Source organism: Paraburkholderia sp. MM5477-R1, from assembly GCF_050436385.1.
Classification (GTDB): Bacteria; Pseudomonadota; Gammaproteobacteria; order Burkholderiales; family Burkholderiaceae; genus Paraburkholderia; species Paraburkholderia tuberum.
This window is the reverse complement of sequence record NZ_JBNDMC010000006.1, coordinates 124,742-144,916: the sequence shown is the minus strand read 5'-3', so window position 1 is coordinate 144,916 and position 20,175 is coordinate 124,742. Positions and strand designations below refer to the sequence as shown.

General features: G+C 62.3%; 17 protein-coding genes and 1 pseudogene. 12 read left to right on the top strand and 6 right to left on the bottom strand.

Features of this window, described 5'->3' with window-relative positions:
• Positions 1-77: 77 nt before the first annotated feature.
• The 6 genes from acnA to OKW35_RS18935 form a co-directional block, all read right to left on the bottom strand.
• A complete protein-coding gene (gene acnA, locus OKW35_RS18960; protein ID WP_429352673.1) occupies positions 78-2,792 on the bottom strand; it encodes an aconitate hydratase AcnA in 2,715 nt (904 codons plus the stop codon).
• A gap of 42 nt (positions 2,793-2,834) precedes the next feature.
• Positions 2,835-4,286, bottom strand: a complete 1,452-nt coding sequence (locus OKW35_RS18955) for a bifunctional 2-methylcitrate dehydratase/aconitate hydratase (protein WP_429552855.1) — start codon at positions 4,284-4,286, stop codon at positions 2,835-2,837.
• Positions 4,287-4,310: 24 nt separating this feature from the next.
• Positions 4,311-4,823: a hypothetical protein gene (locus OKW35_RS18950; RefSeq protein ID WP_184057569.1), complete on the bottom strand. Its 513-nt coding sequence runs from the start codon at positions 4,821-4,823 to the stop codon at positions 4,311-4,313.
• A gap of 101 nt (positions 4,824-4,924) precedes the next feature.
• Complete coding sequence (prpC, locus tag OKW35_RS18945; protein WP_090808268.1) at positions 4,925-6,112, bottom strand: bifunctional 2-methylcitrate synthase/citrate synthase; 1,188 nt, start codon at positions 6,110-6,112, stop codon at positions 4,925-4,927.
• Between the two features lie 54 nt (positions 6,113-6,166).
• On the bottom strand, positions 6,167-7,183 hold the full coding sequence (locus tag OKW35_RS18940; RefSeq protein ID WP_429352670.1) for an HpcH/HpaI aldolase/citrate lyase family protein: 1,017 nt from the start codon (positions 7,181-7,183) through the stop codon (positions 6,167-6,169).
• A 189-nt stretch (positions 7,184-7,372) separates the two neighbouring features.
• A complete protein-coding gene (locus OKW35_RS18935; protein WP_090808272.1) occupies positions 7,373-8,356 on the bottom strand; it encodes a malate dehydrogenase in 984 nt (327 codons plus the stop codon).
• A gap of 382 nt (positions 8,357-8,738) precedes the next feature.
• Here OKW35_RS18935 and OKW35_RS18930 point away from each other — a divergent pair.
• The 12 genes and pseudogenes from OKW35_RS18930 to asd all read left to right on the top strand — a co-directional run bounded on the left by OKW35_RS18930 (position 8,739) and on the right by asd (position 20,157).
• Positions 8,739-9,697 (top strand): annotated as a pseudogene (locus OKW35_RS18930) (GntR family transcriptional regulator).
• 157 nt (positions 9,698-9,854) lie between these two features.
• On the top strand, positions 9,855-10,271 hold the full coding sequence (gene sdhC, locus OKW35_RS18925; protein ID WP_090808277.1) for a succinate dehydrogenase, cytochrome b556 subunit: 417 nt from the start codon (positions 9,855-9,857) through the stop codon (positions 10,269-10,271).
• 3 nt (positions 10,272-10,274) lie between these two features.
• The gene (gene sdhD / locus OKW35_RS18920) at positions 10,275-10,643 is read left to right on the top strand and encodes a succinate dehydrogenase, hydrophobic membrane anchor protein (protein WP_184038008.1); all 369 of its coding nucleotides are present in this window, start codon (positions 10,275-10,277) and stop codon (positions 10,641-10,643) included.
• A 4-nt stretch (positions 10,644-10,647) separates the two neighbouring features.
• Positions 10,648-12,423, top strand: coding sequence for a succinate dehydrogenase flavoprotein subunit (gene sdhA / locus OKW35_RS18915; protein ID WP_184057561.1), 1,776 nt, complete (start codon positions 10,648-10,650; stop codon positions 12,421-12,423).
• 26 nt (positions 12,424-12,449) lie between these two features.
• A complete protein-coding gene (locus tag OKW35_RS18910; protein ID WP_090808286.1) occupies positions 12,450-13,154 on the top strand; it encodes a succinate dehydrogenase iron-sulfur subunit in 705 nt (234 codons plus the stop codon).
• 84 nt (positions 13,155-13,238) lie between these two features.
• Positions 13,239-13,511 carry a succinate dehydrogenase assembly factor 2 gene (locus OKW35_RS18905; protein WP_018424116.1) on the top strand — a complete coding sequence of 91 codons (273 nt, stop codon included), beginning with the start codon at positions 13,239-13,241 and terminating at the stop codon, positions 13,509-13,511.
• A gap of 72 nt (positions 13,512-13,583) precedes the next feature.
• The gene (gene gltA, locus OKW35_RS18900) at positions 13,584-14,885 is read left to right on the top strand and encodes a citrate synthase (protein ID WP_184057557.1); all 1,302 of its coding nucleotides are present in this window, start codon (positions 13,584-13,586) and stop codon (positions 14,883-14,885) included.
• A 319-nt stretch (positions 14,886-15,204) separates the two neighbouring features.
• Positions 15,205-16,614, top strand: coding sequence for a 3-isopropylmalate dehydratase large subunit (gene leuC / locus OKW35_RS18895; protein ID WP_090808290.1), 1,410 nt, complete (start codon positions 15,205-15,207; stop codon positions 16,612-16,614).
• A gap of 5 nt (positions 16,615-16,619) precedes the next feature.
• Entirely contained in the window at positions 16,620-16,778 is a 159-nt protein-coding gene (locus OKW35_RS18890; RefSeq protein ID WP_184057555.1) for an entericidin A/B family lipoprotein, read from the top strand.
• 84 nt (positions 16,779-16,862) lie between these two features.
• Positions 16,863-17,516, top strand: coding sequence for a 3-isopropylmalate dehydratase small subunit (gene leuD, locus OKW35_RS18885; protein ID WP_018424120.1), 654 nt, complete (start codon positions 16,863-16,865; stop codon positions 17,514-17,516).
• A gap of 90 nt (positions 17,517-17,606) precedes the next feature.
• A complete protein-coding gene (leuB, locus tag OKW35_RS18880; RefSeq protein ID WP_018433950.1) occupies positions 17,607-18,674 on the top strand; it encodes a 3-isopropylmalate dehydrogenase in 1,068 nt (355 codons plus the stop codon).
• 361 nt (positions 18,675-19,035) lie between these two features.
• Entirely contained in the window at positions 19,036-20,157 is a 1,122-nt protein-coding gene (gene asd / locus OKW35_RS18875) for an aspartate-semialdehyde dehydrogenase (RefSeq protein ID WP_429552854.1), read from the top strand.
• Positions 20,158-20,175 lie beyond the last annotated feature (18 nt).

Sequence of the window (20,175 nt, the reverse complement as noted above, 5' to 3'; positions counted from 1 at the left end):
GGGCTTCAAAGTCGGCTGCGCCCTCCACAGGACGCAGCCCCTGCAAAACAGCGAGGCTGTATGCGTTGCCGCGAGGCTTAAGCAGCCAGCAGCGAGCGCAGCACGAACGGCAGAATCCCGCCGTGCTTGTAGTAGTCGACTTCGATCGGCGTGTCGATACGCAGCAGCACCGGAACGCGCTTGTCGCCGTCCTTGCCGTGGATCACGAGCGTGACTTCCTGTTGCGGCTTGAAGTCGTCGCCGAGGTCTTCGATGTCGTAGGTTTCTTCGCCGGTGATGCCGAGCGACTGCACGCTATCCGAGCCCTTGAACTGCAGCGGCAGAACGCCCATGCCGACCAGGTTCGAACGATGGATCCGCTCGAAGCTGCGTGCGACCACAGCCTTCACGCCCAGCAGTTGCGTGCCCTTGGCCGCCCAGTCGCGCGACGAGCCCGTGCCGTACTCTTCGCCCGCGAACACGACGGTCGGCGTATCGGCGTCGATGTACTTCATCGCTGCGTCATAGATGGACAGCTGTTCGCCGCTCGGCTGGTGAATCGTCAGGCCGCCTTCGACGCGCGAGCCGTCCGCCTTCGCCGGGATCATCAGGTTCTTGATACGGACGTTCGCGAACGTGCCGCGCATCATCACGTCGTGGTTACCGCGCCGCGAGCCGTAGCTGTTGAAGTCGGCCTTTTGCACGCCGTTTTCCTTCAACCAGCGGCCTGCCGGCGAGTCTTCCTTGATCGAGCCTGCCGGGCTGATGTGGTCGGTCGTGACCGAGTCACCGAAGATGCCCAACGCGCGTGCGCCCTTGACCGGCGCGATGCTGGAAGCCGGCGTCATCGAGAAGTCCTTGCCGAAGAACGGCGGCTCGGCGATGTAGGTCGACTTCGGCCAGTCGTAGACCTGACCTTCTTCGCCCTCGATCTTGCTCCACAGGTCGCCCTTCTTCGTGAGCTGCGAGTAGTTCTTGCGGAACGCGTCGGCATCCATCGCGTACTTCAGCAGCGCGTTGACTTCTTCGCTGGTCGGCCAGATGTCGCCGAGGTAGACGTCCTTGCCGCCCTTGCCCTTGCCGACCGGCTCGGTCATCAGATCGCGCGTGATGTTGCCGGCGATCGCGTATGCGACTACGAGCGGCGGCGACGCGAGGAAGTTCGCGCGGATGTTCGGGTGGATACGCGCTTCGAAGTTACGGTTGCCCGACAGCACCGCTGCCGCGACGATGTCGTGCTTCGTGATCGCGTCGTTCAGTTCCGGCGTCAGGTCGCCCGCGTTGCCGATACAGGTCGTGCAGCCGTAAGCGGCCAGCGTGAAGCCGAGCTTGTCGAGGTACTTCAGCAGGTCGGTCTTCGTCAGGTACTCGGTGACGATACGCGATCCCGGCGCCAGCGACGTCTTGATGTGCGGAGCGACCGTCAGGCCAGCTTCGACAGCCTTCTTCGCAAGCAGTCCGGCGGCCAGCAGCACGCTCGGGTTCGACGTGTTCGTGCACGACGTGATCGCGGCGATCAGCACGTCGCCGTTCTTGACGTCGACGCCGTTGCTCGTCGTGTATTGCGCGTCGAGATCGGCGGCCTTCTTCGCAAAGCCGTTTTCGGCGACCGGCTTCGAGAACAGGTCGGTGAAGGTCGACTTCACGTGGCCGATCTCGATGCGGTCCTGCGGACGCTTCGGGCCTGCCAGCGACGGCGCGACCGTCGCGAGATCCAGCGTGACGACCTTCGTGTAATCGATATCGCCTTCGCCCGGAATGCCGAACAGCTCCTGCGCCTTGAAGTAGTTTTCGAACGCGGAGATCTCCGCGTCCGTGCGGCCCGTGCCGTGGAAGAAGTCGATGGTCTTTTCGTCGACCGGGAAGAAGCCCATCGTTGCGCCGTATTCCGGCGCCATGTTGCCGATCGTCGCACGGTCCGGCACCGACAGCGAGCGCGTGCCTTCGCCGAAGAACTCGACGAACTTGCCGACGACCTTCTCCTTACGCAGCAGTTCGGTGATCGTCAGCACGAGATCGGTCGCAGTCACGCCTTCGATCAGCTTGCCCTTCAGGTGCACACCGACGACGTCCGGCGTCAGGAAGTACACCGGCTGGCCGAGCATGCCTGCTTCGGCTTCGATACCGCCCACGCCCCAGCCGACCACGCCGATGCCGTTGATCATCGTCGTGTGGCTGTCCGTGCCGACCAGTGAATCCGGGTAGTACACGGTGTCCGCGCCGTCGGCCTTCTTGTGCACGCCCCGCGCGAGGTACTCGAGGTTCACCTGGTGAACGATGCCGACGCCCGGCGGCACGACCTTGAACGTGTCGAACGCCTGCATGCCCCACTTCATGAACTGATAGCGCTCGTTGTTGCGCTGGAATTCCAGCTTCATGTTCAGGTCGAGCGCGTTCTTCTCGCGGAAGTGGTCGATCTGCACCGAGTGGTCGACGACCAGATCGACCGGCACCAGCGGCTCGATCGACTTCGGGTTCTTGCCGATGGCCTTCGCGACGCCGCGCATCGCGGCGATGTCGGCGAGCAGCGGCACGCCGGTGAAGTCCTGCAGCACGACGCGCGACACGACGAACGGAATTTCGTCGACGCGCGCCGCGGTCGGCTTCCAGTTCGCGAGTTGCGTGACATGTTCTTCGGCGACTTTCTTGCCGTCGTAGTTGCGCAGCACCGATTCCAGCACGATACGGATCGAGACCGGCAGGCGGTCGATCTTGAGGTTCAGAGCCTTGCCGAGTTGCGGCAGGGAGTAGAACTTGCCTTTGCCGGAACCGCTGTCGAATTCCTTGAGCGTTTTGTGGAGGTTGTGGGCCATGGTGTTTTCCTTGGTTTGGATCGCGGAACTACAGTACTCAACCTAGATGACGTACAGATCGACGTATTCATTGACCGGCGTCGCTTCGAGCTTGGCCTGGTCGAGCGATACGTCGAGAATCGCCAGTTGTTGCTTGACCGGAAAGCGCCGCGCGAGGTTGGTCTTGAACTTCTCGACCAGCAACGGAATACCGTCTTCACGACGGCGCTTATGACCGATCGGGTATTCGACTACGACTTCACCGAACTTCGACCCGTCGTTGAATTCGATCGTCAGTGCGTTGGCGATCGAACGCTTCTCCGGGTCGTGATAGTCCTTCGTGAACTGTGGGTCTTCGACGCATTCCATCTTCGCGCGCAATGCATCGATACGCGAGTCCTGCGCGACTGAATCTTCGTAATCGGCAGCCGTCAGACGGCCGAAAATCAGCGGCACCGCGATCATGTACTGGATGCAATGATCACGGTCAGCCGGATTGTTTAGCGGACCCTTTTTATCGATGATGCGAATCGCCGCTTCGTGGGTGCGGATCGTGATGCGGCGAATGTCTTCGACGCGCCGGCTCTGCGCGGCGAGCTGCACATGCAGCGCGAGCGCGGCTTCCACGGCGGTTTGCGCGTGGAACTCGGCCGGAAACGAGATTTTGAACAGCACGTTTTCCATCACGTACGAGCCGTACGGACGCTGGAACTGGAACGCGTTGCCGTTGAACAGCACGTCGTAGAAGCCCCACGTTTTCGCGCTGAGCACCGACGGATAGCCCATCTCGCCGGTCTTTGAGATCAGCGCGAGGCGCACGGCGCGCGAGGTCGCGTCGCCGGCGGCCCACGATTTGCGCGAACCGGTGTTCGGCGCATGACGGTAGGTGCGCAGCGCCTGCCCATCGACGAGCGCCTGCGATACCGCGTTGATCAGCTCGTCGCGCGTAAGGCCGATCAGCTGGCCGACCACGGCGGTCGACGCGAGCTTGACGAGCAGCACATGATCGAGCCCGACCTTGTTGAACGAGTTCTCGAGCGCGATGCAGCCTTGAATTTCGTGCGCCTTGATCATGGCGATCAGGACGTCTTTCATCGTCAGCGGCGCTTTGCCGGCTGCGATGGCGGTGCGCGAGAGCCAGTCGGCCGTCGCGAGAATGCCACCGAGGTTATCGGACGGATGGCCCCATTCGGCGGCGAGCCAGGTGTCGTTGAAATCGAGCCAGCGGATCATCGCGCCGATGTTGAAGGCGGCCTGAACCGGGTCCAGCTGGAACGACGTGCCCGGCACCTTCGCGCCGTTGGGGACGATCGTGCCTGCCACGATCGGTCCCATCAGCTTGGTGCAGGCTGGGTAGGTAAGCGCCTCGAGTCCGCAACCGAGCGTGTCGATCAGGCAATGACGCGCGGTTTCCAGCGCGAGCGCGCTGTCGATCCGGTAATCCAGCACGTAGTCGACGATCTCGGCCAGGACGGCGTCCGGGGCGGGTCGTACGTTGGAGATCGGGGCGGACATCGGGGGCTTCCCTGGCGGCGAAAATCAGTTGCCGGTCTTGTTGATCGCGTTCGATTGCGTTGCAGCCGGCGCGCCCTGTTCCATGGCGACCGTCTTGCACTCGTCGGCGAGACGCGAGCTGTCCTTGTCCTGGAACAGCATGGCCTTCGTCGGGATCACGACGAGGTCCATACCGGATGCTGCATCGTGGAAGCGGTCGGCGCCCGTCGTGGTCGCTTCGCGCGGCAGGTTGTAGTTCTTGTTCGCCCAGTGAACCGTGACAATCTGGTCACGCTTCATGTCGCCTTTCATTTCGAAAGCAAGGCCGTCCTTGCACGCCCACTTTTCAGCGCCTTCCGGGATCGGATCGACCTTCGCTTCCTTCGCCGGACTCGGCTTGCGCTTGATCAGGCGGCGCGGCTCCGGGCGCTTCGCGACGGCCTTGGTGGCCGGCTTCTTCGTGGTGGTGGCCGTGTCCGCAGCGGTGGCGTCAGTCGCGACGGTCAGCATCGTCGTGGACAGGGCGCCAATCATGGCGGCGATCATCAGCTTTTTCATGGAGAAAACCTTTCTATCAAAATCAGTTAAACAGTGCGCGGACGACCGGTCCGGCGGCCGCGCGGGTTGAACTGCACGCGCTGTGGAGCGCGCAGCGATCGCTATTTTCTCCTATTTAGCGGCACGTACTTTAAATTCTCGGGTCCGGTGTAATTCGCGCTTGGCCGGATGATCTTGTTGTCGACGCGCTGCTCGATGATGTGCGCGCTCCATCCTGCCGTACGCGAGATCACGAACAGCGGCGTGAACATCGCGGTCGGCACGCCCATCATGTGATACGACACCGCGCTGAACCAGTCGAGGTTCGGGAACATCTTCTTCGCGTCCCACATCACCGATTCGAGCCGTTCGGCGATCGAGAACAGTTTCGTGTTGCCCGCTTCCTTCGACAGCTTCTTCGCGACTTCCTTGATGATCTTGTTGCGCGGGTCCGAGATCGTGTAGACCGGATGGCCAAAGCCGATCACGACTTCCTTGTTCTCGACGCGGCGGCGGATGTCGGCTTCGGCTTCGTCAGGCGTCTGGTAGCGCGACTGGATTTCGAACGCGGCTTCATTGGCGCCGCCGTGTTTCGGGCCGCGCAGCGCGCCGATCGCGCCGGTGACCGCCGAGTACATGTCCGAGCCCGTGCCCGCGATCACGCGGCCGGTGAACGTCGACGCGTTGAACTCGTGCTCCGCGTACAGGTTCAGCGACACGTGCATCGCATCGACCCACGCCTTCGACGGCTCGACGCCGTGCAGCAGATGCAGGAAATGACCGCCGATCGAATCGTCGTCGGTTTCGACCTCGATGCGCTTGCCGTTGTGCGAGTAGTGATACCAGTACAGCAGCATCGAGCCGAGCGAGGCCATCAGCTTGTCGGCGATATCGCGCGCGCCGGGCAGGTTGTGATCGTCTTTCTCGGGCAGTACGGTGCCGAGCACCGACACGCCGGTGCGCATCACGTCCATCGGATGCGCGGCGGCCGGAATCCATTCGAGTGCGGCTTTTACGTTGGCGGGCAGGCCGCGCATCGACTTCAGCTTCGTCTTGTACGCGGTCAGTTCGGCCTGGGTCGGCAGCTTGCCGTGGACCAGCAGATACGCGATCTCCTCGAATTCGCACGCCTCGGCGATGTCGAGAATGTCATAGCCGCGATAGTGCAGATCGTTGCCGGTCTTGCCGACCGTGCACAGCGCGGTGTTGCCCGCAGTCACGCCCGACAGCGCGACGGATTTTTTCGGTTTGAAGCCGCTTTGCGTTTCGTTGCCGCCTGTTGCGCCAGCGGCTTGCGTCGTCTCGCTCATGTTCCGCCTTCTCCTGTGTGCCGGCTCATCGCTGCCGTTTGAAAAACGCGTCGCTTATGTCACCGACTGTCCGTTGGCGCCCACTTGCGCGAAAAGCGGCGCCGCTTCTTGTGGAACAGCGCGGCCGGTGGTTTGCGCGCGGCGCAGCACCGACCAGTAATAGCGGTAGCTCGCACGGTCGTGCAGCGTATCGCCATGACGCGTCGGGCCCCAATGCGCGGACTGCGCGGCCAGCAGGATTTCGGCGGCCGTCGCGATTTCTTCGTCGCGCGGCGCGAACGCGGCGACGATCGCCTCGATCTGCGCGGGGTGGATGCTCCACATGCGCGTGTAGCCGAACTCGTTGCGGGCGCGCTGTGCGTCGTTCGCGACCACGCTCATGTCGCGCACTTCGGTGCTGACGTTGTGCGACGGCACCTTGCCGAACGCATGGCAGGCCGCCGAAATCTCGAGCTTCGCGCGCCGCACGAGGGGATGATCGAATTGGCCCGGCGAGCGCATCGCGGTATCGGGGATCGCGCCGTCGTGCGCGGAGACGAAGTCCATCAGGCCGAAGCTCAGCGCCTCGACGCCCGGCAGCGCGGCGAGTTCGAACACACGCGTAAGCGCGCCGTGGGTTTCGACCAGCAACTGCACCGGCACCGGCTGCGCGAGGCCGAGCTCGCGCCGCGTCGCCTCGATGAACGCGATCATTTCGGCGGCATCGTGAACGTTGCGGATTTTCGGCAGCGTGATGTAAGCGGGTGCTCGCTTTGCGGCGCGCAGAATGAGGCGTACGTCGTCGCGCCAGTGCGCGTGAGCGAAGTCGTGGATGCGCACGCCGACGCGGCCGAAGCGGTCATGCCCGGTGCCCAGTAGCGATGCGACCAGTTCCGCGTGCTCGGCCTCGCGGCCGACCTGCGCGCCGTCTTCGCAATCGAGCGTGATATCGAACACCGGGCCGAGTTGCTGCTGTAACGCGAGCGACTTCAGCATCAGCTTTTCGCTGCCCGCGTAGTGATCGCAGGCAGGCAGCACAGCGGGCGGCGCTTCGCCCTCAAACAGCACTTCGGCGGGTGTGAGAACGCGCATCTTCGGCGTGTGGGGCGTGGTGAAAATTAAGGATGTCGGATTCGGGCGTGCTCTGCGCGAGTGCCGTCGGGCAACGGCAAAGCACGTTCGAATGAGGCGAATGGCGATGATCGCACGGCCATTCACACGAAAAAAACCGGAACCCGCCGCGCTGACGCTTCGGAGTTCCGGTTCATCGGCATCAGATGCTTAGCCGAGCAGGTGCTGAACGCCGTCGCGCTCTTCCAGCAGCTCCTGCAGCGTGCCGTCCATCTTTTCGCGCGAGAACGCGTCGATTGCCAGACCTTCGACGCGCTTGTACTCGCCGTTTTCGCAGGTCACGGGCACGCCGTAGATGATGTCTTCAGGGATGCCGTACGAGCCGTCCGACGGGATGCCCATCGTGACCCACTTGCCGTTCGTGCCGAGCACCCAGTCACGCACGTGGTCGATCGCAGCGTTAGCCGCCGATGCCGCCGACGACAGGCCGCGCGCTTCGATGATCGCCGCGCCGCGCTTGCCGACGGTCGGGATGAACGTGTTGCGGTTCCATTCTTCGTCGTTGATCAGCTTGGTCAGGTCCTGACCTTCAGCCGTTGCAACGCGGAAGTCGGGGTACATGGTCGGCGAATGGTTGCCCCACACTGCGAGCTTTTCGATCGACGCGACCGGCTTGCCCGACTTGGCGGCCAGTTGCGACAGCGCGCGGTTGTGGTCCAGACGGAGCATCGCGGTGAAGTTCTTCTTCGGCAGATCCGGCGCCGACTTCATGGCGATGTATGCGTTCGTGTTGGCCGGGTTGCCGACCACCAGAACCTTCACGTCGCGGCTGGCGACGTCGTTCAGCGCCTTGCCCTGAACCGTGAAGATTTCGGCGTTGGCCGACAGCAGATCCTTGCGCTCCATACCCTTCGAACGCGGACGTGCGCCGACCAGCAGTGCAATGTCGGCGTCCTTGAACGCGACCTTCGGGTCGTCCGTGATCACGACGCCCGACAGCAGCGGGAATGCGCAATCATCCAGTTCCATCACGACGCCTTTGACGGCGGCTTGCGCTTGCGGCAGATCGAGCAGTTGCAGGATCACCGGCTGGTCCTTGCCGAGCAGGTCGCCATTGGCGATGCGGAATAGCAGGGAGTAAGCGATTTGACCTGCGGCGCCGGTGACGGCAACGCGCTTTGCGGGCTTAGCCATTGAGAAATCTCCAGGACGATGCGTTAGACGCTAGGGAAAACGCCATTCTATATGCGCGTTCAGCGTAGCGTGATGAAACACGGCGGAATTCACTGTTCGCGTGCGGGCTCGGAATTGGCGAGACCGGGCGGCGCGTTACGGCAAGACCGCCGTGCCGGAAAGCTGTACTGCGGTGCGGGACGGGATGGCCCAGGGCTTACGCCGGGCCGGGGCCGCAACTGCACGGTGCGGGCTCCTGCAAACAGCGCGTTTCGGCAAGCGTCGGGCCAGCGGGTGCAACACGGAGACAGCGCGCGAATGCAACGGATGGCGGCGAATCGAAACCTGGACTGCGTAGGGGACGGCATGGTGCAGAGGGGCTGCCGGAGCGTCGCGGCGCTGCATCAAACAGGCGCCGCAAAATCCCGCAAACCCTTGCTCGACAAGGAGTGTAGGAGTCGAAACAGATAAAGTCAACAGTATCTTATGTCTTATATAAGACACATCTATCGCGGGGAAAACCCTAGACGTGTCCCAGCCCTTTATGATGAAATGCGCGCATGAATTCGAACCCGGCGAATCCTGTGAGACCCGAATGGCCAAGGGGCCGCCGGCGAAGGCGTATCCGCTGTTTCCGCTGCCGCGTCGCCTACCTTCAGCCCCTTATATCAGCAGATCAAGGGCTTGATTACGCAGAGCCTCGAAAGCGGCGAATGGAAGCCGGGCGAGATCATTCCTAGTGAAGTCGAACTGGCCGCGCGTTTCAAGGTGAGTCAGGGTACGGTGCGCAAGGCGATCGACGAACTCGCCGCCGACAACCTGCTGGTGCGCCGCCAGGGCAAGGGCACATTCGTTGCAACGCACAACGAAGAGCGCGCGCAGTTCCGTTTCCTGAGATTGCTCGCCGACGACGGCGCCGAGCATCCGCACGTGAGCCGTCTGCTGGAATGCCGGCGGCTGCGCGCATCGGCGGAAATCGCGCGGCAGCTCGATCTGAAGCCGGCCGATCCGGTCGTGCTGATCAAGCGCTTGCTGCAGTTCGACGGCGAAGTCACCGTGCTCGACGAAATCTGGCTGCCCGGCGTCGTGTTCCGTGGGCTCACGCTCGAGCGGCTGTCGGAGTACAAGGGTCCCCTCTACGCGATGTTCGAGACGGAATTCGGGACCCGCATGATTCGCGCGACGGAAAAAATCCGCGCGGTCGCGGCGGAGCCTTCCGTGGCGGACCTGCTGCATGTGCCGGCGGGTTTTCCGTTGCTGTCGGTCGAGCGCGTGTCCTATACCTATGGGGACCGGCCGGTCGAAGTCCGGCGAGGTTGGTATGTCACAACCGGGTATTACTATCAGAACGATCTGAGCTGAATCGGGCTGAAACGAGGCGCGGCGTCCCACACGCGTGCCAATCGGAAGGCGCTTTTAATGCGCGCGCCGCAAAGGACCCAGCGTGGTTTTCGCTGCAGCGCGATATAAAAAGGCGCTAAAATTGCGGATTAGTGTGACTACATAGTAGGGGTCTAGCATGGCAGAAGCCGTAAAAAAACCGAGGCCGGAATTCCGGAACATCGGTATTGGGCAAATACTGACGGCATACCGTCTCCCGCTGGCGGGGCGCGTGTCGATTCTGCATCGCGTGAGCGGTGCCTTGTTGTTTCTCTTCCTTCCGTTCCTGCTGTTCCTCTTCGATCAGAGCCTGACTTCCGAACTGAGCTTCGAAGTATTCAAAGGCTTCCTCTCCAACATCATCGTCAAGCTGATCACGCTGGTTCTCGCGTGGGCCTTCCTGTTCCACTTCTGCGCCGGCATCCGTCACCTCGTGATGGATACGAATCATGATGCCGTGTCGAAAGAGAAGGGCAAATCGACCTCCATCGTGGTGATCGTCGTGTCGTCGCTGCTTACCATCGCATTCGCGGCAAAACTGTTCGGAGCATTCTAAAAAATGTCAGCCAATAACCGAATCGGTTCGAAGCGTCTCGTCGTCGGCGCGCATTACGGTCTGCGCGACTGGCTCGCGCAACGCGTCACCGCCTGCGTGATGGCGGTGTACACGGTGATTCTGCTCGCGTGGTTCTTCCTCGCGCGCGACTTTTCGTACGACGGCTGGGCGTCGATCTTCGCGACGCAGTGGATGAAGCTCGCCACGTTCGTCACGCTTCTCTCGCTGTTCTACCACGCGTGGGTTGGTATCCGTGACATCTGGATGGATTACGTGAAGCCCGTTGGCACGCGTCTCGTCCTCCAGGTGCTGACGATCCTCTGGCTGCTCGCATGTGCGGGCTACGCTGCGCAGATTCTCTGGAGAGTATAAAAGCATGGTTGCAATCAAGAATTCTCTGCCGCGTCGCCGCTTCGACGTCGTCATCGTCGGCGCGGGCGGCTCGGGGATGCGCGCGTCGCTGCAACTCGCGCGTGCCGGTCTGTCGGTCTGCGTGCTGTCCAAGGTGTTCCCGACGCGTTCGCACACGGTCGCGGCGCAGGGCGGCATCGGCGCTTCGCTCGGCAACATGAGCGAAGACAACTGGCACTACCACTTCTACGACACGATCAAGGGCTCCGACTGGCTCGGCGACCAGGACGCGATCGAGTTCATGTGCCGTGAAGCACCGAACGCCGTCTACGAACTCGAACACTTCGGCATGCCGTTCGACCGTAACGCGGACGGCACGATCTATCAGCGCCCGTTCGGCGGCCACACCGCGAATTACGGCGAAAAGCCGGTGCAACGCGCCTGCGCGGCGGCTGACCGTACCGGTCACGCGCTGCTGCACACGCTGTACCAGCAGAACGTTGCTGCCAAGACGCAATTCTTCGTCGAATGGATGGCGCTGGACCTGATCCGCGACGCCGACGGCGACGTGCTCGGCGTGACCGCACTGGAAATGGAAACCGGCGACGTCTACATCCTCGAAGGCAAGACCACGCTGTTCGCCACGGGCGGCGCGGGCCGGATCTTCGCGGCATCGACCAACGCGTTCATCAACACCGGTGACGGCCTCGGCATGGCGGCCCGTTCGGGCATCGCGCTGCAGGACATGGAATTCTGGCAATTCCACCCGACCGGCGTGGCCGGCGCGGGCGTGCTGATCACCGAAGGCGTGCGCGGCGAAGGCGGTATTCTGCGTAACTCGAACGGCGAGCGTTTCATGGAACGCTACGCGCCGACGCTGAAGGACCTGGCGCCGCGCGACTTCGTCTCGCGTTCGATGGACCAGGAAATCAAGGAAGGCCGCGGCGTCGGTCCGAACAAGGATCACGTGCTGCTCGACCTGTCGCACATCGGCGCCGAGACGATCATGAAGCGTCTGCCGTCGATCCGCGAAATCGCGCTGAAGTTCGCGAACGTCGACTGCATTAAAGAGCCGATTCCGGTCGTGCCGACCATCCACTACCAGATGGGCGGTATCCCGACGAACATCAACGGTCAGGTGGTCGGGACGCCGCGCGGCCCCGAAGAAGTCGTCAACGGTTTCTACGCAGTGGGCGAATGCTCGTGCGTGTCGGTGCACGGCGCGAACCGTCTCGGCACGAACTCGCTGCTCGACCTCGTGGTGTTCGGCCGCGCTGCCGGCAACCACATCGTCAAGCACGTGAAGGAACTGAAGGAACACAAGCCGCTGCCGGCCGATGCAGCCGACTTCGCGCTGTCGCGTCTGGCGAAGCTGGACAACTCGTCGTCGGGCGAGTACGCACAGTCGGTCGCGAACGACATCCGCGGCACGATGCAGAAGCACGCTGGTGTGTTCCGTACCTCGGCTCTGCTGTCCGAAGGCGTCGAGGCCATCCGTGAAGTGGCGGCACGCGTCGACAACATCCATCTGAAGGACAAGTCGAAGGTGTTCAACACGGCTCGCATCGAAGCGCTCGAAGTGGCGAACCTGATCGAAGTGGCACGCGCCACGATGGTCTCCGCCGAAGCGCGCAAGGAAAGCCGTGGCGCGCACGCGCAGAACGACTTCGAACATCGCGACGACGAAAACTGGCTGCGCCATACGTTGTGGTTCAGCGAAGGCGATCGCCTCGACTACAAGCCGGTTCACATGAAGCCGCTGACCGTCGAATCGGTTCCGCCGAAAGCGCGTACCTTCTAAGGCACAAGTCAAAGGAATTCAGAGAAATGGCCAAGCGTACATTTGAAATTTACCGCTACGATCCGGACAAGGACGCCGCTCCGCGCATGCAGACGTACGAGATCGAAATCGACTCGCACGAACGCATGCTGCTCGACGCGCTCATCAAGCTGAAGGCGCTCGACGAAACCCTGTCGTTCCGTCGCTCGTGCCGCGAAGGCGTGTGCGGTTCGGACGCAATGAACATCAACGGCAAGAACGGCCTCGCGTGCCTGACGAACCTGAACGACCTGCCGCAGAAGATCGTGCTGCGTCCGCTGCCGGGCCTGCCCGTCGTGCGCGACCTGATCTGCGACTTCACGCAGTTCTTCAACCAGTATCACTCGATCAAGCCGTACCTGATCAACGATACGCCGCCGCCGGAAAAGGAACGTCTGCAGTCGCCGGAAGAACGCGACGAGCTCGACGGCCTGTACGAATGTATTCTGTGCGCGAGCTGCTCGACGTCGTGCCCGAGCTTCTGGTGGAATCCGGACAAGTTCGTCGGCCCGGCTGGTCTGCTGCAAGCCTACCGCTTCATCGCGGATAGCCGCGACGAGGCAACCGGCGAGCGCCTCGACAACCTGGAAGATCCGTATCGTCTGTTCCGTTGCCACACCATCATGAACTGCGTCGACGTTTGTCCGAAGGGCCTTAACCCGACCAAGGCAATCGGCAAGATCAAGGAATTGATGGTTCGCCGCGCTGTCTAGTATCAATGAGCTCCGCGCTCCCTGGCGCGCGCTGCCCCCGAGAGGGCGGTCAGTGCGCCCGGGCGCGGCGCGGGGTGTACCGACATGACCGAAACATCGCATCAGTCCGACCCTCTCCGCCGCGCGCGTCTTCGCTGGCGCGCACGGCGGGGCCTGCTGGAAAACGACCTGATTTTCGAGCGTTTTTTCAGCCGATATGAGCATGACCTCAGCGATGCCGACGTGGGCGCACTTACGCGCCTGCTCGAGCTGAGCGATAACGACCTGATGGACTTGCTGCTCGCGCGCAAGGAACCAGAAGGCGATCTGGCCGACCCGGACGTGGTCCGGGTTCTGGAGTTGCTGCGCAACGCTTGAGCGCCGCCAGTCCGTTGTTCCAGGCGTGCAATTATCGAAACCCTGTATCCATACTTCGATTGAGGATGTGCTATGACCCCGTCAGATGTTAAAGCCACGCTATCGTTCAGCGACAATTCGCCGAGCGTCGAAATGCCGATTTACAAGGGCACGATTGGCCCGGATGTGATCGACATTCGCAAACTGTACGGCCAGACCGGCAAGTTCACGTACGACCCGGGCTTCATGTCGACGGCGGCGTGCAATTCGGCGATTACCTACATCGACGGCGACAAGGGCGAACTGCTCTACCGCGGCTACCCGATCGACAACCTCGCGCAAAACGCCGACTTCCTCGAAACTTGCTACCTGCTGCTGAACGGCGAGCTGCCGAACCAGAAGCAGAAGGTCGAATTCGTCGGCACCGTCACGAAGCACACGATGGTGCACGAGCAGATGCAGTTCTTCTTCCGCGGCTTCCGCCGCGACGCGCATCCGATGGCGATTCTGGTCGCAGCGGTCGGCGCGCTGTCGGCGTTCTATCACGACTCGCTCGACATCAATAACCCGCGTCACCGCGAAGTGTCGGCGATCCGTATGATCGCGAAGCTGCCCACGCTGGTCGCGATGGCGTACAAGTACAGCATCGGCCAGCCGTTCGTGTATCCGAAGAACGACCTGTCGTACAGCGCGAACTTCATGCGCATGATGTTCTCGAACCCGTGCGAAGAGTATGAGGTCAACGACGTGCTGGTGCGCGCGCTCGACCGTATCCTGATCCTGCACGCTGACCACGAGCAGAACGCGTCGACGTCGACCGTGCGGCTCGCCGGTTCGTCGGGCGCGAATCCGTTCGCGTGTATCGCGGCGGGTATCGCGTGTCTGTGGGGCCCGGCGCACGGCGGCGCGAACGAAGCCGCGCTGACCATGCTGGAAGAAATCGGCTCGGTCGACAACATTCCTGAGTTCATCAAGCAGGTGAAGGACAAGAACTCGGGCGTGAAGCTGATGGGCTTCGGCCACCGCGTGTACAAGAACTACGACCCGCGCGCGAAGCTGATGCGCGAGACCTGCTACGAAGTGCTCGAAGAGCTGGGCCTGCACGACGATCCGCTGTTCAAGCTCGCGATGGAACTCGAAAAGATCGCGCTCGAAGACGAATACTTCGTGTCGCGCAAGCTGTACCCGAACGTCGACTTCTACTCGGGTATCGTGCAGCGCGCGCTGGGCATTCCGACGTCGATGTTCACGTGTATCTTCGCGATGGCACGCACGGTCGGCTGGATCGCGCAGTGGAACGAAATGATCGCCGATCCTGAGCAGAAGATCGGCCGTCCGCGTCAGCTGTTCATCGGCGAGACGCTGCGTGAAGCGAAGCCGATCGCACAGCGCTGATCGCTGATCGACCTCGATACGCGCGCTTCGCAGCGGCATTCGTGCCGTGCACAAGCGCGAATTGGGGGTGAATGAAACGCCTCAACGGGTCTACCGTTGGGGCGTTTTCCGTTTCGGCGGCAGCTAGGCGTCGCGCATGCGGCGCATTGGCGTCGCTGGGGCCAACACTTGCCGGGTAACGACGATACAGGTATTGCCACTACCAGCCAACTCCATGTTTTTTATCGGTTTTTTCGTCGGCTGAGCAGCCCACCGCGGTGCGCAGCGTGGCATAATCAATCGACACAGTCAGCCCGCAGTCACTACTACTCCGCATACCATGGCACAGACTCTCTACGACAAATTGTGGAACACGCACGTGGTCCACACGGAAGACGACGGCACCACGATTCTCTACATCGACCGTCACCTGCTGCATGAAGTGACCAGCCCGCAGGCGTTCGAAGGCCTGAAAATCGCCCAGCGTCCGGTGTGGCGCATCAGCGCGAACCTGGCTGTGTCCGACCACAACGTGCCGACCACGGACCGCAGCCACGGCATCGCCGATCCGGTGTCGAAGCTGCAGGTCGACACGCTCGACGCCAACTGCGACGCCTTCGGCATCACACAGTTCAAGATGAACGACCTGCGTCAGGGCATCGTTCACATCATCGGGCCTGAACAGGGCGCCACGCTGCCGGGTATGACGATCGTCTGCGGCGACTCGCACACGTCCACGCACGGCGCGTTCGGCGCGCTCGCGCACGGCATCGGCACGTCGGAAGTCGAGCACGTGCTGGCCACGCAAACGCTGCTGCAGAAGAAGAGCAAGAACATGCTCGTGAAGGTCGAGGGCCAATTGCCGCGCGGCTGTACCGCGAAGGACATCGTGCTCGCGATCATCGGCAAGATCGGCACCGCGGGCGGCACCGGCTACGCGATCGAATTCGGCGGCTCGACGATCCGTTCGCTGACAATGGAAGGCCGCATGACGGTCTGCAACATGGCGATCGAAGCGGGCGCGCGCGCCGGCATGGTCGCCGTCGACGACACCACGGTCGAATACCTGAAAGGCCGTCCGTTCTCGCCGCAAGGCGTCGAGTGGGATCACGCGGTCGAGTACTGGAAGCAGTTCAAGTCGGACGACGGAGCGCATTTCGATCGCGTGGTCGAGTTGAACGCCGCCGAAATCGTGCCGCAGGTCACCTGGGGCACGTCGCCGGAAATGGTCACGCCGATCGACGGCCGCGTGCCGGATCCGGAGCGCGAAAAGGACCCGGTCAAGCGCGACGCGATGGAGCGCGCGCTCAAGTACATGGCGCTCGAGCCGAACGCGCCGATCGAGTCGATCAAGCCGGATAAAATCTTCATCGGGTCGTGCACCAACGCGCGCATCGAAGACATTCGCGCCGCGGCTTACGTCGTGAAGAAGCTCGGCCGTCGCGTCGCGCCGAACATCCGTCTGGCGATGGTCGTGCCGGGTTCGGGTCTCGTGAAGGCGCAGGCGGAGCGTGAAGGCCTCGACAAGGTCTTTACCGAGGCCGGTTTCGAATGGCGCGAGCCGGGCTGCTCGATGTGTCTGGCAATGAACGCCGACCGGCTCGAGCCGGGCGAGCGTTGCGCGTCCACGTCGAACCGCAATTTCGAAGGTCGTCAGGGCGCTGGTGGCCGCACGCACCTGGTGAGCCCCGCAATGGCCGCGGCTGCGGCCATCGAAGGGCATTTCGTCGACATTCGCAAGCTCGGATAAATCGCATGATGAAGAACATGGATCGCATCACTCTATTGCGCCGCTTCGCACTCGGCACGTTCGCCGGGCTCCTGCTCGGTCTTGCCGGCTGCAACACGGTGCACGGATTCGGCCAGGACATGTCGCACCTCGGCAATTCGATCAGCAATCACGCTGAGAAATAAGCGGTTTTTGATTTTTGCCGGCGATACGGCGCGGGGGTTCCAGCCGCCAGTCGCATCGCCCGGTCCTGAACAGGCGCAAGCGTCATGGATAAATTCATCGTACACACCGGCGTCGTGGCGCCGCTCGATCGCGAGAACGTCGACACGGACGCGATCATTCCGAAGCAGTTCCTGAAGTCGATCAAGCGCACGGGTTTCGGTCCGAATGCGTTCGACGAATGGCGCTACCTCGACCACGGCGAACCGGGTCAAGACAACTCGAAGCGTCCGCTGAACCCGGATTTCGTGCTGAACCAGCCGCGCTACCAGGGCGCCTCGGTGCTGCTCGCGCGCAAGAACTTTGGCTGCGGCAGCTCGCGCGAACACGCGCCCTGGGCGTTGCAGCAATACGGCTTTCGCGCGCTGATCGCGCCGAGCTTCGCGGACATCTTCTACAACAACTGCTTCAAGAACGGCGTGCTGCCGATCGTGTTGACCGAACAGCAGGTCGATCATCTGTTCAACGAGACGTATGCGTTCAACGGCTTCGAGCTGACGATCGACCTCGAAGCGCAAGTCGTGCGCACGGCCGACGGCGGCACCGAATATCCGTTCGAAGTCGCGGCGTTCCGCAAGTATTGCCTGCTGAACGGTTTCGACGACATCGGCCTCACGCTGCGTCACGCGGACAAGATCCGCCAATTCGAAGCGGAGCGTCTCGCGAAGCAACCGTGGCTGAACAATCGCCTCGTCCGCTAAGCGAAACCGTGAGGGCGTTAGGGGCGTGAAGTCCGCGCGCCAATGTCGGTTTGCGCCAGAAAGATCCGAAAAAATCATCAAGGAATTCGCATGAAGATCGCAGTGTTGCCGGGCGACGGCATCGGTCCCGAAATCGTCAAGGAGGCCGTCAAGGTCCTGAACGTGCTCGGCGAGAAGTTCGAACTCGAAGAAGCGCCGGTCGGCGGCGCGGGCTACGAAGCGAAGGGCCACCCGCTGCCGGACTCGACGCTCGCGCTCGCGAAGGAAGCCGACGCGATCCTGTTCGGCGCGGTCGGCGACTGGAAGTACGACAAGCTCGAACGCGCGCTGCGCCCTGAGCAGGCGATTCTCGGTCTGCGCAAGCACCTGGAACTTTTCGCGAACTTCCGTCCGGCGATCTGCTACCCGCAACTGACGGGCGCGTCGTCGCTGAAGGAAGAGATCGTTTCGGGTCTCGACATCCTGATCGTGCGCGAACTGAACGGCGACATCTACTTCGGCGCGCCGCGCGGCGTGCGTACGTCGCCGGACGGCCTGTTCGCCGGCGCGAAGGAAGGCTTCGACACGATGCGCTATTCGGAACCCGAAGTGCGCCGCATCGCGCACGTCGCATTCCAGGCGGCGCAAAAGCGCGGCAAGAAGCTCACCTCGGTCGATAAAGCCAACGTGCTCGAAACGTCGCAGTTCTGGAAGGACGTGATGATCGACGTGTCGAAGGAATACGCGGACGTCGAACTGTCGCACATGTACGTCGACAACGCCGCGATGCAGCTCGTGAAGGCGCCGAAGTCGTTCGACGTGATCGTGACCGGCAACATGTTCGGCGACATCCTGTCCGACGAGGCGGCCATGCTGACCGGCTCGATCGGCATGCTGCCGTCGGCATCGCTCGACAAGAACAACAAGGGCTTGTACGAGCCGTCGCACGGCTCCGCGCCGGATATCGCCGGCAAGGGCGTTGCCAATCCGCTCGCCACGATCCTGTCGGCCGCGATGATGCTGCGCTATTCGCTGAACAAGGCGGAGCAGGCCGATCGCATCGAAACTGCGGTGAAGAAGGTGCTCGAGCAGGGCTATCGCACCGGCGACATTCTCACGCCGGGTTGCAAGCAGGTCGGCACCGCCGCGATGGGCGATGCCGTCGTGGCCGCGCTGTAAAACGCGTGCACCGCATGCGCTCGCAGAGCGAGGGCATGCGGTGGTCAGGTCAACGATACTGGCCTTTTTAAAAACGCGAATCGGGCCTTGAAACAGGCCGATTTGCGCGTCATACGGCGAAGAACGCCGCCAGTTTTCCGTTTTCGTGTATATTGTTTTGATGGCTCAGATCTCCCAAATCTCCTCGATCTCCAAAATGCACGGCACAACGGCCCGTGCGATCGAGTTCGCCATTACCATCAAAACCATTACCCCGAAAACGATCACGAAGCGCTGATCGTCCGTCGTGCCCGCCCATCTTCCCCGCGCGGTCACTGCGGGCAAAGACGCGGGGAAGTTTCCATTCGAAGGGTATGAAGTCATGAACGTAGGTCTCGTAGGTTGGCGCGGCATGGTCGGCAGCGTCCTGATGCAACGTATGCAGCAGGAAGGCGATTTCGACTTGATCGAACCGGTGTTTTTCAGCACCAGCAACGCGGGCGGCAACGCGCCTTCGTTCGCCAAAAACGAGACCAGGCTCAAAGATGCGACAAGCATCGACGACCTGAAGAGGTGCGACGCGATCATTTCCTGCCAGGGCGGTGACTACACGAACGAAGTGTTCCCGAAGCTGCGCGCGGCGGGCTGGAACGGCTACTGGATCGACGCGGCATCGTCGCTGCGCATGAAGGACGACGCGGTCATCATTCTCGATCCGGTCAACCTCGACGTGATCAAGAACGCGCTCGTCAAAGGCCAGAAGAATTTCATCGGCGGTAACTGCACGGTCAGCCTGATGCTGATGGCATTGGGCGGCCTGTTCCGCGAAAACCTCGTCGACTGGATGACGGCCATGACTTACCAGGCCGCATCCGGCGCGGGCGCGCAGAACATGCGCGAATTGCTGTCGCAAATGGGCACGCTCCACGGCGCGGTGAAGAACGAACTGGCAGACCCGGCTTCGGCGATTCTCGACATCGACCGCCGCGTGCTCGAAGCGATGAACAGCGACAGCATGCCGACCGACCACTTCGGCGTACCGCTCGCGGGCTCGCTGATTCCGTGGATCGACAAGGATCTCGGCAACGGCATGTCGAAGGAAGAGTGGAAGGGCGGCGCGGAAACCAACAAGATCCTCGGCAGGCCGGCCATGGGCACGCCGGGTTCGATTCCCGTCGATGGTCTGTGCGTGCGGATCGGCGCAATGCGCTGCCATTCGCAAGCGCTCACGATCAAGCTGAACAAGGACGTGCCGCTCGACGAAGTGAACAGCATCCTCGCGTCGGGCAACGACTGGGTCAAGGTTGTGCCGAACGAACGCGAAGCGTCGATGCGCGATCTGTCCCCGGCGGTTGTCACCGGTACGCTGACGGTGCCGGTCGGCCGCGTGCGCAAGCTCGCGATGGGCGGCGAGTATCTGTCGGCCTTCACGGTCGGCGATCAGCTGCTGTGGGGCGCGGCTGAACCGCTGCGTCGTATGCTTCGCATTGTGCTCGACAAGTAAAGTAAACTACGCGCTCAC

Coding starts and splice junctions, on each gene's coding strand:
- acnA (WP_429352673.1), bottom strand. CDS start 2,792: ATGGCCCACAACCTCCACAAAACGCTCAAGGAATTCGACAGCGGTTCC.
- OKW35_RS18955 (WP_429552855.1), bottom strand. CDS start 4,286: ATGTCCGCCCCGATCTCCAACGTACGACCCGCCCCGGACGCCGTCCTG.
- OKW35_RS18950 (WP_184057569.1), bottom strand. CDS start 4,823: ATGAAAAAGCTGATGATCGCCGCCATGATTGGCGCCCTGTCCACGACG.
- prpC (WP_090808268.1), bottom strand. CDS start 6,112: ATGAGCGAGACGACGCAAGCCGCTGGCGCAACAGGCGGCAACGAAACG.
- OKW35_RS18940 (WP_429352670.1), bottom strand. CDS start 7,183: ATGCGCGTTCTCACACCCGCCGAAGTGCTGTTTGAGGGCGAAGCGCCG.
- OKW35_RS18935 (WP_090808272.1), bottom strand. CDS start 8,356: ATGGCTAAGCCCGCAAAGCGCGTTGCCGTCACCGGCGCCGCAGGTCAA.
- sdhC (WP_090808277.1), top strand. CDS start 9,855: ATGGCAGAAGCCGTAAAAAAACCGAGGCCGGAATTCCGGAACATCGGT.
- sdhD (WP_184038008.1), top strand. CDS start 10,275: ATGTCAGCCAATAACCGAATCGGTTCGAAGCGTCTCGTCGTCGGCGCG.
- sdhA (WP_184057561.1), top strand. CDS start 10,648: ATGGTTGCAATCAAGAATTCTCTGCCGCGTCGCCGCTTCGACGTCGTC.
- OKW35_RS18910 (WP_090808286.1), top strand. CDS start 12,450: ATGGCCAAGCGTACATTTGAAATTTACCGCTACGATCCGGACAAGGAC.
- OKW35_RS18905 (WP_018424116.1), top strand. CDS start 13,239: ATGACCGAAACATCGCATCAGTCCGACCCTCTCCGCCGCGCGCGTCTT.
- gltA (WP_184057557.1), top strand. CDS start 13,584: ATGACCCCGTCAGATGTTAAAGCCACGCTATCGTTCAGCGACAATTCG.
- leuC (WP_090808290.1), top strand. CDS start 15,205: ATGGCACAGACTCTCTACGACAAATTGTGGAACACGCACGTGGTCCAC.
- OKW35_RS18890 (WP_184057555.1), top strand. CDS start 16,620: ATGATGAAGAACATGGATCGCATCACTCTATTGCGCCGCTTCGCACTC.
- leuD (WP_018424120.1), top strand. CDS start 16,863: ATGGATAAATTCATCGTACACACCGGCGTCGTGGCGCCGCTCGATCGC.
- leuB (WP_018433950.1), top strand. CDS start 17,607: ATGAAGATCGCAGTGTTGCCGGGCGACGGCATCGGTCCCGAAATCGTC.
- asd (WP_429552854.1), top strand. CDS start 19,036: ATGAACGTAGGTCTCGTAGGTTGGCGCGGCATGGTCGGCAGCGTCCTG.